The 14,663-nt window shown below is 61.5% G+C and carries 11 protein-coding genes; 3 read left to right on the forward strand and 8 right to left on the reverse strand.

Features of this window, described 5'->3' with window-relative positions:
* Positions 1–14: 14 nt before the first annotated feature.
* The 8 genes from tldD to mreB form a co-directional block, all read right to left on the reverse strand.
* Entirely contained in the window at positions 15–1,457 is a 1,443-nt protein-coding gene (tldD, locus tag VLA07_RS03995) for a metalloprotease TldD (protein WP_007961588.1), read from the reverse strand.
* Between the two features lie 4 nt (positions 1,458–1,461).
* Positions 1,462–2,322 (reverse strand): carbon-nitrogen hydrolase family protein, encoded by an 861-nt coding sequence (locus VLA07_RS04000; RefSeq protein WP_285375547.1) that lies wholly within the window; start codon positions 2,320–2,322, stop codon positions 1,462–1,464.
* A 58-nt stretch (positions 2,323–2,380) separates the two neighbouring features.
* On the reverse strand, positions 2,381–6,184 hold the full coding sequence (locus VLA07_RS04005) for a YhdP family protein (protein WP_333988444.1): 3,804 nt from the start codon (positions 6,182–6,184) through the stop codon (positions 2,381–2,383).
* A 75-nt stretch (positions 6,185–6,259) separates the two neighbouring features.
* Positions 6,260–7,717, reverse strand: coding sequence for a ribonuclease G (gene rng / locus VLA07_RS04010; RefSeq protein WP_007961585.1), 1,458 nt, complete (start codon positions 7,715–7,717; stop codon positions 6,260–6,262).
* 58 nt (positions 7,718–7,775) lie between these two features.
* The gene (locus VLA07_RS04015; protein WP_247267912.1) at positions 7,776–8,372 is read right to left on the reverse strand and encodes a Maf family protein; all 597 of its coding nucleotides are present in this window, start codon (positions 8,370–8,372) and stop codon (positions 7,776–7,778) included.
* Positions 8,373–8,416: 44 nt separating this feature from the next.
* Positions 8,417–8,908 carry a rod shape-determining protein MreD gene (gene mreD / locus VLA07_RS04020; protein ID WP_096795347.1) on the reverse strand — a complete coding sequence of 164 codons (492 nt, stop codon included), beginning with the start codon at positions 8,906–8,908 and terminating at the stop codon, positions 8,417–8,419.
* Entirely contained in the window at positions 8,908–10,020 is a 1,113-nt protein-coding gene (gene mreC / locus VLA07_RS04025; protein ID WP_333988508.1) for a rod shape-determining protein MreC, read from the reverse strand. The genes mreD and mreC overlap by 1 nt, the downstream gene beginning before the upstream one ends.
* Positions 10,021–10,161: 141 nt before the next feature.
* Positions 10,162–11,199 carry a rod shape-determining protein MreB gene (gene mreB / locus VLA07_RS04030; protein ID WP_002555108.1) on the reverse strand — a complete coding sequence of 346 codons (1,038 nt, stop codon included), beginning with the start codon at positions 11,197–11,199 and terminating at the stop codon, positions 10,162–10,164.
* 211 nt (positions 11,200–11,410) lie between these two features.
* On the opposite strand from mreB, the gene gatC reads away from it, so the two are divergent.
* Genes gatC through gatB form a run of 3 tightly spaced genes read left to right on the forward strand, consistent with a single transcriptional unit; the run spans position 11,411 to position 14,622 of the window.
* Positions 11,411–11,698 carry an Asp-tRNA(Asn)/Glu-tRNA(Gln) amidotransferase subunit GatC gene (gene gatC / locus VLA07_RS04035; protein WP_003221657.1) on the forward strand — a complete coding sequence of 96 codons (288 nt, stop codon included), beginning with the start codon at positions 11,411–11,413 and terminating at the stop codon, positions 11,696–11,698.
* A gap of 16 nt (positions 11,699–11,714) precedes the next feature.
* Positions 11,715–13,166: an Asp-tRNA(Asn)/Glu-tRNA(Gln) amidotransferase subunit GatA gene (gene gatA, locus VLA07_RS04040; protein WP_097090387.1), complete on the forward strand. Its 1,452-nt coding sequence runs from the start codon at positions 11,715–11,717 to the stop codon at positions 13,164–13,166.
* 10 nt (positions 13,167–13,176) lie between these two features.
* On the forward strand, positions 13,177–14,622 hold the full coding sequence (gene gatB, locus VLA07_RS04045) for an Asp-tRNA(Asn)/Glu-tRNA(Gln) amidotransferase subunit GatB (protein ID WP_007961565.1): 1,446 nt from the start codon (positions 13,177–13,179) through the stop codon (positions 14,620–14,622).
* Positions 14,623–14,663 lie beyond the last annotated feature (41 nt).

The following is a 14,663-nucleotide window of genomic DNA, read 5'->3' on the forward strand; positions in this document are numbered from 1 at the left end:
TACAGCTGGTTTATTTATGCGCCCGTGCCACCCACGGTAATCGCATCGATCTTCAGCGTCGGCTGACCGACACCCACCGGCACCGACTGCCCGTCCTTGCCGCACGTGCCCACACCGCTGTCCAGCGCCAGATCGTTACCGACCATCGACACCCGGCTCATCGCCTCGGGGCCGTTGCCGATCAACGTCGCGCCCTTGACCGGCGCGGTGATCTTGCCGTCCTCGATCAGGTACGCCTCACTGGTGGAGAACACGAACTTGCCGCTGGTGATGTCGACCTGACCGCCGCCAAGGTTGGCGCAGTAGATGCCCTTCTTCACCGAAGCGATGATTTCCGCCGGATCGCTCTCGCCTCCGAGCATGTAGGTGTTGGTCATGCGCGGCATCGGCAGATGCGCGTAGGACTCGCGACGACCGTTGCCGGTACGGGCTACGCCCATCAGGCGTGCGTTGAGCTTGTCCTGCATGTAGCCCTTGAGCACGCCGTTTTCGATCAGCGTGGTGCACTCGGTCGGAGTGCCTTCGTCGTCGACGCTCAGCGAGCCGCGACGACCGCTCAACGTGCCGTCATCGACAATGGTGCAGAGCTTGGAGGCAACCATTTCGCCCATGCGCCCGCTATAGGCCGAACTGCCCTTGCGGTTGAAGTCGCCTTCCAGACCGTGACCGACCGCTTCGTGCAGGAGCACACCGGACCAGCCCGAACCGAGGACGACAGGCAAGGTGCCGGCCGGTGCCGGAATCGCTTCCAGATTCACCAGGGCCTGACGCAGTGCTTCACGGGCATAGCCCATGGCACGGTCTTCGGCGAGGAAATAACGGTAGTCGGTACGCCCGCCGCCGCCATGTCCGCCGCGCTCGCGACGGCCATTCTGCTCGACGATCACGCTGACGTTGAAACGTACCAGCGGACGCACATCAGCGGCCAGGCCACCGTCGGTGGACGCCACCAGAATCCGTTCCCAGACCCCGGCCATGCTCACGCTGACCTGCTGAATCCGTGGATCGAGGGCGCGGGTGGCGACGTCGATGCGCTTGAGCAGCTCGACTTTCTCGGCGCGGCTCAGCACTTCCAGCGGATTGTCCGGCGCATACAACTGCGCGACGTCCTGGGTGCTGAACGCCTGCACCGTGCCGTTCTGCCCGGCGCGGGAAATCGAGCGGGCGGCACGGGCCGCAGCGCCCAGGGCTTCGAGGGTGATCGCGTTGCTGTAGGCAAAACCGGTTTTCTCGCCGGACTGCGCACGCACGCCAACACCTTGGTCGAGGTTGAAGCTGCCTTCCTTGACGATACCGTCCTCCAGCGACCACGACTCGGAGATCTGGCCCTGGAAATACAGATCGGCAGCATCGATGCCCGGGCCGGCCAGATCGCCGAGCACACCTTGCAGGCTCTCGATGGTCACGCCGCCGGGCGCCAACAGGTGATCACTGACTGAGGACAACAACTCGCTCATAGGTTTACGCCTTAAATTCATGTTCTGAAGCAGGCCGCTGGGCGCCCTGCGAGAAAAACCGCCGATGACTCGTCACCGGCATTCGCGCCCTGATAGACGCTTGTTCATCACTGTCGCGTGCGGCCAACAATACCGCCTCGCCTTGATCCTGATGCGCCAGCACACGGCCCCACGGATCGATGATCGCCGCATGACCGAAGGTCTCACGCGGTCCCGGGTGGGTCCCGCCCTGTGCTGCCGCCAACACATAACACTGCGTCTCGATGGCCCGGGCGCGAATCAGCACATCCCAGTGCGCCGCACCGGTCACTGCGGTGAAGGCCGACGGGGCGGTAATCAACTCGGCACCGGCGGCGCGCAATTCGCTGTACAGCTCCGGAAAGCGCAGGTCGTAACACACGGTCAGGCCGACTCGGCCAACCGGCGTGTCTGCGACCACCACGCCACTGCCATAAGCATAGTCATCGGATTCGCGATACCGCCCGCGATTGTCCGCCACATCAACATCGAACAGGTGCAACTTGTCATAGCGTGCCACGGTTTCACCCTGATCGTTGACCAGCAGCGAACAGGCATGCGACTTGGCGTCCGGTTGCCCAAGCGGCGGCAACGGCAAGGTGCCGGCCACTATCCATAACTTGAGGTCGCGGGCGGTCTGTTTCAACCATGGCAGGATCGGACCTTCGCCAAGCGCTTCGGCACGGCCGATGTCGGCGATGTCGCGACGGCCCATGGCAGCGAAGTTTTCCGGCAGCACCGCCAGCTTCGCGCCGCCGGCCGCGGCCTGTTCGAGCAGGCGTCGAGCCTGCGCCAGATTGGCCAGCACATCACTCTGGCTGACCATTTGAATCACCGCTAAAGACATGGCGCACTCCGTGACAGGTATGCGGCCATGCTACTCCATAGGCCTGGGATGTGGCTGTTCAAAAAGGCTTGTCGAAGGTGATTTTCGGCTCTTTCCACGGGCCTTTGACGGTGTACTTGACGCTGGCGAAGCGTGCCACGCGGTCGCCGATCAGCTTGTCGATCAGGAACAACGCCCCGCCGACCGCCGGCGCGCCGACGATCAACGCGGCAATCGGCAGGTTGTTGGTCACCGGCAAGGTCACCAGCAATTTGGCGTCGACCTGATCGCCGACCAGATCCAGCGTACCGTCCAGCTCAAGGTTGCTCGAAGGACCGGTCAGGCGAATCGGCTCGCGGGTGACATACACGCCGTTATTAGCCACCAACAGGCCCTTGACCCGATCGTAGCTCAAGCCTTTGCCAAACAAGTCGGAGAAGTCCAGACGCAGACGACGGCCGATGGAGTTGAAGTTGAGCAGACCGAACACCCGCAACGCCTGCGCGCCGCCCTCAACTTCAACGAACTGACCTTTATTGAGCGAGGCATCCAGGGTGCCGGAGAAGCGCTTGGTTGCCAGCCATGCCGGCGAGCCCGGCCAGCGGCCATCGACATCCATGTGGAACTCTTCACTGGTCACGCTCGGCGCAAAGCCCCAGCCCTTGAGCACATCGGCAAGGTTCTTGCCGCTGATCCGGCCCTTGAACCAACTGTTGGTCGAACCCGGCGCCCCTTCCCAGCCGCCATTGCCCTGCAACAGGATGCCCTTGAGGCCCATATCGAGATTGCTCAGGGCAATGCCTTTGGCCGTCGGTCGAACCTTGAGCGACCAGCCGCCCACCAGATCCTGGCCCAGAAACAACTGATTGATGGTGATATCCAGCGCGGGAATCTTCGTCGGGTCGGCCGAAACCAGCGGATCAGGCGAATTCTCGTCAGCCTGCACCGTCGGATCCGGCGCCGGCAGACGTACGTATTGCAGATTGACCGCGATCGGCGCGCCTTTGGCGTCCGGCAGGCTGGCCGAGCCCTTGGCCTGCTGGCTGTCGAGCGCCAGATTCCACGCCCAAGGTTTGCGATTGACCTGTACCGCTGCCTGATCCAGCGTGGTGCCGAAGGCGGTGAGCTTGCCCACCTTGAAGTCGGCACTGTTGAGCAATTGTTTGGCACTGCCGCCCGGATCGTTGCCGGCGTATTTGCTGACCAGATCCTGCCACGGCGCGACGTCCAGCTCTGACAGTACACCGCGGATGCGCAGGCCCTTGGCGTCCGGCAGGAGTGCGTCGCCGGTACCGAGGAACAGCTCACCGCGACCATCGGCGATATTGCTCGGCGGCGCGGCGAAGGTGAAGCTCGCCAGTTGATCGTAGTTGACCCAGTAACGCCGCTCCGCACCTTGCAACGTCATGCGGAACACCGTGTCACGACCCTGCTCGGCCGACATGCCGAACGGTGCCGGCAGATCCACTGCCACACCTTTCATGCTGGAGCTGACAGTGAGCTGACTGTCAGTGCCGTCGAGGTTGACCTGCAACTGATACGGAAGGATCCCGGACACTGGCAACGGCTGAGTCACGCCCAGCCAGTCAGTGAGCTTCTTGACCTCGACCTGCCCGGAAGCCGCGACCCGAGTCTTGAGCTTGTTCGGGCTGCCATCAGCGAAAATCTGCGCGGTCACCGGCTTGTCGAAGGCCCTGGCGGCGATGTTCTGCCCGCTCAGCCCCTTGGCGCTGTCAAAACGGAAATCGCCCTTGAGCTGGCTCAGTTCCAGCTTCGGCTCGGCCAGTTTCAGGCGCGCATTGGCGGTTTTGAAATCGACGAGGATCTTCGGCAGATCGCCCTTTTCCAGCGGAATGTCGAGTTTGACCTTGCCCTGCAGATCACCCTCGCCTTCCCAGCCGGCAAAGGTTTCGCCGGTACCGATCGGCGCGGTCTGCAGAATCTTCAAGCCATCGCCCAGCCCGCCGACAAATCCGCCGTCGAGCAACAGATGGGTGGGCTGCCCGGCCGGCACATGGGGAATGTTGACGAAAACGTCGCTGACCTGGGTGTCGAGCAACTGGCCCTTGTCGGCCACGATGCGCACGCCGCTGTCCTCGATGAACACATCGCCGCTGACCTTGCTCACGTGCGGCCAGCCCGGCTGGAACGCCAGCTCGGCGTCATGCACCTTGAAGAACAGGCTGATGCTGCGATCCACGTCCTTGGCGTTTTTGCTCAGCGAACCCTGGTACTGGAAGAAGCCCTGATCCACGGTGCCCTTGAGGATCGCTGTACGCAGCCACTCGTCGAGGGCCGGGCTCAAGACTTCGGGCAGGTATTTGGCGGTGTAGCGACCATCGCCATCGACCAGCCCGACGCGCAGGTCCATGTAGTCTTCCTGGCTATGGTCGAAGTGCAGGCGGATCAGGAAGTCGCCGGCAATTTTGCCCTCTTCGCCCAGCACTTTCAGGTACGGCGCGATCAGGGTAAAACCTTCTTTATCGAGCTTCCAGGTCAGTCGGGCATTGGCCTGGATGTATTGCCATGGCTTGGCGAAGATCGGGTCGAGGTGCAGGACGAAATCCTTGCTGTCCAGGCGTAACTCGCCACCGTCGAGGTTGCCGCTGAGGCTGCCACTGACGTTTCGCGCCGCCGGGGCACCGTGATAGGCATCGAAACCGACATTATCGAGGTTGGCCGCAAAGCCGAATTTCGAGCCGTCGGTGGCATTGGGACGAAAATCCAGCAGCACGTTGCGCAGTCCACCCGTCACCTTCAGGTGGTCGACGACCGTAGCGACGTTTTCGGGCAACGGCCCCAGCGCATTGAGCAACGGCGTGATCGGTGTCAGGTCGAGGCGGTCGGCCTGCAAGTGCCACAACTCATCGGTTTTATCGGTGGCCACCGTCTGCTTGAGCTGCACATGGGATTCCCAGCGGGTCTCGCCGAAGTTCATCGCCAGCGAATCGAGAGTGACAATCGCGCCCTCGTCATCGCGCTGGTAATAGCCGTTGAGCGCCAGATTGCTGATCTTGATCGGCTTGCGCTCGGCATAAGCGCCGGTCACCTGTGGTGCGTTCAAACGGATGGCGGCGCTTTGCAGAGCGCCGTCGTTCCAGTTCACCCACAGCTCGCCGCCCGCTTTGATCTCGGAAAAATTCCACTGTTGAGTCACACGCTCAGGCAGCCACTTCGACCAGTCGCTTTGCGGCAGGCTGACATAACCTTCCACCGAACTGTTCGGCAATTGAGAGGGGCGAATCCGTGTACGCAGGCTCATCGCCACTGGTTGCCCATCGGGCAAGGTCAGACGAGCATCGAGACGCTGACGGCTGCTGCCAGTTTTCAGATTTAGACCGACATAAGTAAAGGTCATCGGCGCCTGATCCAGCGGCTGCACGGTCACCTGACTGTCGAGCACCGACAGTTGCTGAACCATCTGCGAGCGCTTGAACAATTGTTCGGGATCCAGCGGCTGGTCGTTCTGCACCGGCAGGCCTTCCAGCGCCCAGGTGCCGTCCTGTGCTTCTTTGACACTGATCTTCAGGCCGTTCAATTCCAGATGGGCGATACGCACTTCGCGCGACAGCAGACTGGCCCAGAGGTCAGGCACCACGCGCACCCGATCCAGACGCAAGGCATTGGCGCCGTCACCGACCATCACATCATGGGCCAGCAGAATCGGCGCGAAGCCGCTCCAGTTGCCTTCCAGTTCGCCGATCTGCAACGGCATGCCGAGCGCAGCCGTGGCCTTGTCTTCGATATCGGTGCGGTATTCCGCCACCAGTGGCGTCAGTTCCCGACCGAGGCTGACGTACAACGCCATCAACACCAGAACCAACGCGCACAGGCCCAGCCCCCAGCGGGTCAGTGCGGCCAAAATGCGTGTCAGACGCTCCATGTCAGTTGGCTCCCATGGCAAAAAAACTACTGAAAGCTGAGGCCAGCCGTTGTGGATTAGTTGTGCTGCAGGGGTTCAGAGCAGCACCACGTCATATTGTTCCTGGGAATACATGGTTTCGACCTGAAAGCGTATGGTGCGGCCGATAAACCCTTCAAGCTCGGCGACGTTACCGGATTCTTCATCGAGCAAACGGTCCACCACTTTCTGGTTCGCCAGCACCCGGTAACCTTCGGCCTGATAGGCGCGGGCTTCGCGCAGAATCTCGCGGAAAATCTCGTAACAGATGGTTTCCGGGGTCTTCAACTTGCCCCGGCCCTGGCAACTGCTGCACGGCTCGCACAGCACTTGTTCAAGACTTTCGCGGGTGCGCTTGCGGGTCATCTGCACCAGGCCCAACTCGGTGATGCCGATGATGTTGGTCTTGGCGTGATCACGTTCGAGCTGTTTTTCCAGGGTGCGCAGCACCTGGCGCTGATGCTCTTCATCTTCCATGTCGATGAAGTCGATGATGATGATCCCGCCCAGATTGCGCAGGCGCATCTGCCGGGCAATCGCGGTGGCGGCTTCGAGGTTGGTCTTGAAGATGGTTTCTTCAAGGTTGCGATGGCCTACAAACGCGCCGGTGTTGACGTCGATGGTGGTCATGGCTTCCGCCGGATCGACCACCAGATAGCCGCCGGACTTGAGCGGCACCTTGCGCTCGAGGGCTTTCTGGATTTCGTCTTCGACGCCATACAGGTCGAAAATCGGCCGCTCGCCCGGATAGTGTTCGAGACGATCGGCGATTTCCGGCATCAGTTCGGCCACAAACTGCGTGGTTTTCTGGAAGGTTTCCCTGGAGTCGATGCGGATTTTCTCGATCTTCGGGCTGACCAGATCGCGCAACGTGCGCAGGGCCAGACCGAGGTCTTCGTAGATCACACTTGGCGCGCCGATGGTCTGGATCTGCGCATTGATCTGATCCCACAGGCGGCGCAGGTAGCGGATGTCCATGAGGATCTCATCGGCCCCGGCACCTTCGGCGGCGGTACGCAGGATGAAGCCACCGGCCTCCTTGATTCCTTCCTTGGCCACACAATCGCTGACCACCTGCTTGAGGCGCTCGCGCTCGGCTTCGTCTTCGATTTTCAGGGAAATGCCGACGTGGGCGGTGCGCGGCATGTACACCAGATAACGCGACGGAATCGACAGCTGCGTGGTCAGGCGCGCGCCCTTGGAACCGATCGGGTCCTTGGTCACCTGTACCACCAGACTCTGACCTTCGTGTACCAGCGCGCTGATGCTTTCCACCGCCGGGCCTTCGCGAAGGGAGATTTCCGAGGCGTGGATGAATGCCGCACGATCCAGACCGATGTCGACGAATGCCGCCTGCATGCCCGGCAGCACCCGGACAATCTTGCCCTTATAGATGTTGCCGACGATCCCGCGTTTTTGCGTGCGCTCAACGTGGACTTCTTGCAGCACACCGTTTTCGACCACCGCCACGCGCGATTCCATCGGCGTGATGTTGATCAGAATCTCTTCACTCATGGCAGGGTCTCGTTCAGGCATGTTCACGATAATGGCCGCATCTTGATTCGTACGACGCTCATTGCGCGTTCAGGTTTTGCCAACAGGGTATGCCGAAATGGCCCAACAGTTCTGCGGTTTCGCAAACCGGCAGCCCGACCACCGCCGAATAGCTGCCATTGAGCCCGGCGACAAACACCGCGCCGAGGCCCTGAATGCCATAACCGCCGGCCTTGTCCCGGGGTTCACCACTGGCCCAGTAGGCCGCAGCTTCTTCGCGGCTGATCGGGCGGAACCGCACCAGACTGCGCACCACGCGCGACTCACAGCGCTCGCCTTCGAGCACGGCGATGGCGGTCAGCACTTCATGCTCCTTGCCGGACAACATCATCAGCATGGCGCATGCATCGGCTTCGTCCACCGGTTTGCCAAGAATTTTGCCTTCGAGCACCACGGCGGTGTCCGCGCCCAGAACGCAAAACGCCGCGTCGGCCACCAGCGTGCGTCGGCCGGCCTCGGCCTTGCCACGCGCCAGGCGTTCGACATAGGCCGAGGGCGATTCTTCGGGGATCGGGGTTTCATCGATGTCCGCACTGATGGCGGAGAACGGCACGCCGATCTGCGTGAGCAACTCACGCCGACGCGGCGAACCAGAGGCGAGGTAAAGCGGCTTCATCAAGACATCTCCCTTGTCGAGGTGCGGGCACATGCCTGACCGAATCAGTTGATTTTGTAGCGCCGGCGCAATCCACGCAAAGCGAAGCTGACCCAAGGCCAGAGCAAGGCACTGACCAGTGCCGGCAGTACCAGCGCCAGGGTGGGCTGACGATTGCCGGTCAAGGCGCTGAGCCACAGTTGAACCAGTTGAGCGAGGCCGAAGATCACCAGGATCACCAGGCATTGCTGCCACATCGGGAACATCCGCAGACGCTGCTGCAACGACAGCACGAGGAAAGTGATCAGCGTCAGGATCAAGGCATTCTGGCCAAGCAGATCGCCCTGCAGCACGTCTTCGGCCAGCCCCAGGCAGAACGCGGTGACCATGCCGACCGTATGCGGCATGTACAACGCCCAGAAAGTCAGCAGCAAGGCCAGCCAGAGGGGACGCAGGATTTCCATGAACATCGGCAGCGGTGAAACGCTGAGCAGGATGCCGAAGACAAACGTCAGCCAGACAATCCAGCCGTTACGCGAAGCGGTAGCGCCGACCATTATTCTTGTCTCCCTGTGTTGCCCGGCGCAGTTACGGGCGGTTTCGCCGCCGGACGCGCAGCAGGCTGGGAAGCTGGCGGCTTGCTTGCCGCCGCTGGCTTGGCCGCAGGTTTGGCCGGCGTGGTGCTGGCCGCAGCAGCGGGCGCTGGAGCGGTCGGCGCAGCTGGCGTTGCCGCCGCTGCCGGTGTGTTGACGACTTTCGGCACTGTGGCCGGAAGCATCGGGCCACCGCCCTGCGCATCGAGATTTTCCTGGGCCTGCGCCGCATCGTTGGCGCGCTCTTCGGCGGTGCGGTTGTCACTGAACACCAGCAGCAGATAACGGCTGCGGTTCAACGCAGCGGTTGGCACCGCGCGGACAATCGCGAACGGCTGGCCGGAATCGTGAATGACTTCCTTGACCGTCGCCACCGGATAACCGGCCGGGAAACGCTGACCGAGGCCGGAGCTGACCAGCAGATCGCCTTCCTTGATGTCGGCGGTATCGGCGACATGGCGCAGTTCCAGGCGTTCCGGGTTACCGGTGCCGCTGGCAATCGCCCGCAGACCGTTACGGTTCACCTGCACAGGAATGCTGTGAGTGGTGTCGGTCAGCAGCAGCACCCGGGAGGTGTACGGCATCAACTCGACCACCTGGCCCATCAGGCCGCGTGCATCGAGCACCGGCTGACCGAGCACCACGCCATCGCGCTCACCTTTATTGATGATGATGCGATGGGTGAAGGGATTGGGGTCCATGCCGATCAACTCGGCCACCTCGACCTTTTCGTTGACCAGTGCGGAGGAATTGAGCAACTCGCGCAGCCGCACGTTCTGCTCGGTAAGGGCGGCAAGCTTCTGCATGCGCCCCTGCAACAGCAGGTTCTCGGTCTTGAGTTTTTCGTTTTCGGCGACCAGCTCGGTGCGGCTGCCGAACTGACTGGCGATCCCTTCCCACAGCCGTCCGGGCAGGTCGGTGATCCAGTAGGCGTCCATCAACACCAGCGACGCTTGTTTGCGCGCGGGTTTGAGCAGGTCGAAGCGGGCATCGACCACCATCAGCGCGACCGACAGCACGGCCAGCACCAACAGGCGCACACCCAACGAAGGGCCTTTGGCGAAAAGCGGTTTAATAAGCCGCTCCTCCCAGGCAAATGTTCTGTTTATTCATACGGCATCAAACCGGCCTGGATGAAGACTGACAGAAGATAAACGCCAACAGGCAGCACTGCAAAGTGCTGCCTGTGCGCTCACCCACGTATTGCAAACCGGCGCTTATTCGCTGGAGAGCAGGTCCATGGTGTGCTTGTCCATCATTTCCAATGCACGGCCACCGCCGCGAGCAACACAGGTCAGCGGATCTTCGGCAACAATCACCGGCAGACCGGTTTCCTGGGCCAGCAACTTGTCGAGGTCACGCAGCAGCGCGCCACCACCGGTCAGCACCAGGCCGCGCTCGGCGATGTCGGAAGCCAGTTCCGGCGGCGATTGCTCCAGCGCGCTTTTCACCGCCTGAACGATAGTGGCCAGGGACTCTTGCAGAGCTTCCAGCACTTCGTTGGAGTTCAGGGTGAATGCACGTGGAACGCCTTCGGCCAGGTTGCGACCGCGAACGTCGACTTCGCGAACTTCGCCGCCCGGGTAGGCCGTGCCGATTTCCTGCTTGATGCGCTCGGCAGTCGATTCACCGATCAGGCTGCCGTAGTTGCGGCGCACGTAGGTGATGATCGCTTCGTCGAAGCGGTCGCCGCCCACGCGGACGGATTCGGCGTAGACCACACCGTTCAGGGAGATCAGCGCGATTTCAGTGGTACCACCACCGATATCGACGACCATCGAACCGCGTGCTTCTTCAACCGGCAGGCCGGCACCGATCGCAGCAGCCATCGGCTCTTCGATCAGGAACACTTCACGGGCACCGGCACCGAGGGCCGATTCACGGATGGCACGACGCTCAACCTGGGTGGATTTGCATGGAACGCAGATCAGCACACGAGGGCTGGGCTGCAGAAAGCTGTTTTCGTGAACCTTGTTGATAAAGTATTGCAGCATCTTTTCGCAGACGCTGAAGTCGGCGATCACGCCGTCCTTCATCGGACGAATGGCAGCAATGTTGCCCGGCGTACGGCCGAGCATGCGCTTGGCTTCGGTGCCGACAGCAACGACACTTTTCTGGTTACCGTGTGTCCGAATGGCCACAACCGATGGCTCATTCAGGACGATACCGCGCTCGCGCACGTAAATAAGGGTGTTGGCAGTGCCCAGGTCAATGGAAAGATCGCTGGAAAACATGCCACGCAGTTTCTTGAACATGGGAAAGGGACCCTAGGCAACGCGTGGGTAAAAAAGTGCGGCAAACTCTAACAACGACAGGGATTTTGGGCAAGGCGCCAATATGTTAAATTGGCCGCTTTTCTGTGCACCAAGCCCCACAATCGCGGCCTTATGACCGTAGAAGTGCGGTAGTGTTCCGACAATCTAACACACGGACGCCGTCCGTTCTGTTTTCCACTGGAGAATCCCGATGGCGCTAGAACGCTCCGACGTGGAAAAAATCGCACATCTGGCCTGCCTTGGCCTGAATGATGCCGATCTTCCGCACATTACTTCCGCCCTCAACAGCATTCTCGGGCTGGTCGACGAAATGCAGGCCGTCGATACCGACGGTATCGAGCCTTTGGCCCACCCGCTGGAAGCCAGTCAGCGCCTGCGCGCCGACGTCGTGACCGAGACCAATCACCGCGAGGCCTATCAGTCCATCGCACCAGCGGTCGAAAACGGCCTGTATCTGGTTCCGAAAGTCATCGACTAAAGGGAAAGAGCCTGCAATGCATCAAATGACTCTGGCCGAGATCGCCCGCGGTCTCGCCGATAAAAAGTTTTCCTCCGAAGAGCTGACCAAAGTCCTGCTGGCGCGTATTACCCAGCTCGATCCGCAGCTCAACAGTTTCATCAGCCTCACCGAAGAGCTGGCACTCGAGCAGGCGAAAGCCGCCGATGCACGCCGGGCCAACGGTGAGAGCGGCGCCCTGCTCGGTGCGCCGATCGCCCACAAGGACCTGTTCTGCACTCAAGGCATCCGCACCAGCTGCGGTTCGAAGATGCTCGACAACTTCAAGGCCCCGTACGACGCCACCGTGGTCGCGAAACTGGCCGCTGCCGGCGCCGTGACCCTGGGCAAGACCAACATGGACGAATTCGCCATGGGTTCGGCCAACGAGTCGAGCTGGTACGGCGCGGTGAAAAACCCGTGGAACCTGGAACACGTGCCGGGCGGTTCGTCCGGTGGTTCGGCGGCGGCGGTTGCCGCTCGTCTGTTGCCGGCGGCCACGGCCACCGATACCGGTGGTTCGATCCGTCAGCCCGCTGCATTCACCAACCTCACAGGCCTGAAACCGACGTACGGTCGTGTTTCGCGCTGGGGCATGATCGCTTACGCCTCCAGCCTCGATCAGGGCGGCCCGTTGGCGCGTACGGCCGAAGACTGCGCGATTTTGTTGCAAGGTATGGCCGGGTTCGACCAGAACGACTCCACCAGCATCGATGAGCCGGTTCCGGATTACTCCGCCAGCCTCAACACTTCGCTGCAGGGCCTGCGCATCGGCGTGCCGAAGGAATACTTCAGCGCCGGTCTCGACCCGCGCATCGCCGAGCTGATCCAGAACAGCATCAAAGAGCTGCAGAAGCTCGGTGCCGTGATCAAGGAAATCAGCCTGCCGAACATGCAGCACGCGATTCCTGCGTACTACGTGATCGCCCCGGCCGAAGCGTCCTCGAACCTGTCGCGTTTCGACGGCGTGCGCTTCGGCCATCGCTGCGAGAACCCGGAAAACCTGATCGACCTGTACAAGCGCTCCCGCGGCGAAGGCTTCGGGCCGGAAGTGCAGCGCCGGATCATGGTCGGCGCCTACGCGCTGTCTGCCGGTTACTACGACGCCTACTACCTGAAAGCGCAGAAGATCCGTCGTCTGGTGAAGAACGACTTCATGGCGGCCTTTAATGAAGTCGACATCATCCTCGGCCCAACCACGCCGAACCCGGCCTGGAAGCTCGGCGCGAAGAACAGCGACCCGGTCGCTGCCTATCTGGAAGACGTCTACACCATCACCGCCAACCTCGCGGGCCTGCCGGGCCTGTCGATGCCGGCCGGTTTTGTCGACGGTCTGCCGGTGGGCGTGCAGTTGCTTGCGCCGTATTTCCAGGAAGGCCGTTTGCTCAACGTTGCGCACCAGTATCAGTTGAACACTGACTGGCACACCCGCACCCCAACCGGCTTCTGAGGAGACACACATGCAATGGGAAGTCGTGATCGGGCTGGAGATTCACACTCAGCTCACTACCCGGTCGAAAATCTTTTCCGGTAGTTCCACCCAGTTCGGCTCCGAGCCGAACACCCAGGCCAGCCTGATCGACCTGGGCATGCCCGGCGTATTGCCGGTGCTGAACCAGGAAGCGGTGCGCATGGCGGTGATGTTCGGTCTGGCGATTGACGCCGAGATCGGTCAGCACAACGTGTTCGCCCGCAAAAACTACTTCTACCCGGACCTGCCGAAGGGCTACCAGATCAGCCAGATGGAATTGCCGATCGTCGGCAAGGGTCACCTGGACATCGCGCTGGAAGACGGCACCGTCAAACGTGTCGGCATCACCCGCGCGCACCTGGAAGAAGACGCCGGCAAGAGCCTGCACGAAGAATTCAACGGTGCCACCGGCATTGACCTGAACCGTGCCGGCACGCCGCTGCTGGAAATCGTTTCCGAGCCGGACATGCGCAGCGCCAAGGAAGCCGTGGCTTACGTCAAGGCGATCCACGCGTTGGTACGTTATCTGGGCATCTGTGACGGCAACATGGCCGAAGGCTCGCTGCGTTGCGACTGCAACGTCTCGGTACGCCCGAAAGGCCAGGTCGAGTTCGGTACCCGCTGCGAGATCAAGAACGTCAACTCGTTCCGTTTCATCGAGAAGGCCATCAACTCCGAGATCCAGCGGCAGATCGAGCTGATCGAAGACGGCGGCAAAGTGATCCAGCAGACCCGTCTGTACGATCCGAACAAGGACGAGACCCGTCCGATGCGTTCCAAAGAGGAAGCCAACGACTACCGTTACTTCCCCGATCCGGACCTGCTGCCAGTGGTCATCGAAGAGTCGTTCCTCGGCGAGGTGCGCGCCACCCTGCCGGAACTGCCACCGCAAAAACGCGAGCGCTTCCAGAGCCAGTTCGGTCTGTCGGCCTACGACGCCAACGTGCTGGCCACCAGCCGTGAGCAAGCGGACTACTTCGAGAAGGTCGCAGCCATCGGCGGCGACGCCAAACTGGCGGCGAACTGGGTGATGGTCGAGTTGGGCAGCCTGCTCAACAAGCAAGGCCTGGACATCGACGAGTCGCCGGTTTCCGCTGAACTGTTGGGCGGCATGCTGCAGCGCATCAAGGACAACACCATCTCCGGCAAGATCGCCAAAGTGGTGTTCGAAGCGATGGCCAACGGCGAAGGCACGGCGGACGAGATCATCGACAAGCGCGGTCTGAAGCAAGTGACCGACAGCGGCGCGATCTCCGCGGTGCTGGACGAAATGCTCGCGGCCAACGCCGAGCAGGTCGAACAATACCGTGCGGCAGACGAAGCCAAACGCGGCAAGATGTTCGGCTTCTTTGTCGGTCAGGCCATGAAGGCTTCGAAAGGCAAAGCCAACCCGCAGCAAGTGAACGAACTGCTGAAAAGCAAGCTCGAAGGCTGACCACAATGGAGCCAGCATTTATTACTGGCTCTGATCCCCTG

Source organism: Pseudomonas sp. S3(2024) (assembly GCF_036861315.1).
GTDB classification, from domain to species: domain Bacteria; phylum Pseudomonadota; class Gammaproteobacteria; order Pseudomonadales; family Pseudomonadaceae; genus Aquipseudomonas; species Aquipseudomonas putida_A.

Coding starts and splice junctions, on each gene's coding strand:
- rng (WP_007961585.1), bottom strand. CDS start 7,717: ATGAGTGAAGAGATTCTGATCAACATCACGCCGATGGAATCGCGCGTG.
- VLA07_RS04000 (WP_285375547.1), bottom strand. CDS start 2,322: ATGTCTTTAGCGGTGATTCAAATGGTCAGCCAGAGTGATGTGCTGGCC.
- gatC (WP_003221657.1), top strand. CDS start 11,411: ATGGCGCTAGAACGCTCCGACGTGGAAAAAATCGCACATCTGGCCTGC.
- gatA (WP_097090387.1), top strand. CDS start 11,715: ATGCATCAAATGACTCTGGCCGAGATCGCCCGCGGTCTCGCCGATAAA.
- tldD (WP_007961588.1), bottom strand. CDS start 1,457: ATGAGCGAGTTGTTGTCCTCAGTCAGTGATCACCTGTTGGCGCCCGGC.
- VLA07_RS04005 (WP_333988444.1), bottom strand. CDS start 6,184: ATGGAGCGTCTGACACGCATTTTGGCCGCACTGACCCGCTGGGGGCTG.
- gatB (WP_007961565.1), top strand. CDS start 13,177: ATGCAATGGGAAGTCGTGATCGGGCTGGAGATTCACACTCAGCTCACT.
- mreD (WP_096795347.1), bottom strand. CDS start 8,908: ATGGTCGGCGCTACCGCTTCGCGTAACGGCTGGATTGTCTGGCTGACG.
- VLA07_RS04015 (WP_247267912.1), bottom strand. CDS start 8,372: ATGAAGCCGCTTTACCTCGCCTCTGGTTCGCCGCGTCGGCGTGAGTTG.
- mreB (WP_002555108.1), bottom strand. CDS start 11,199: ATGTTCAAGAAACTGCGTGGCATGTTTTCCAGCGATCTTTCCATTGAC.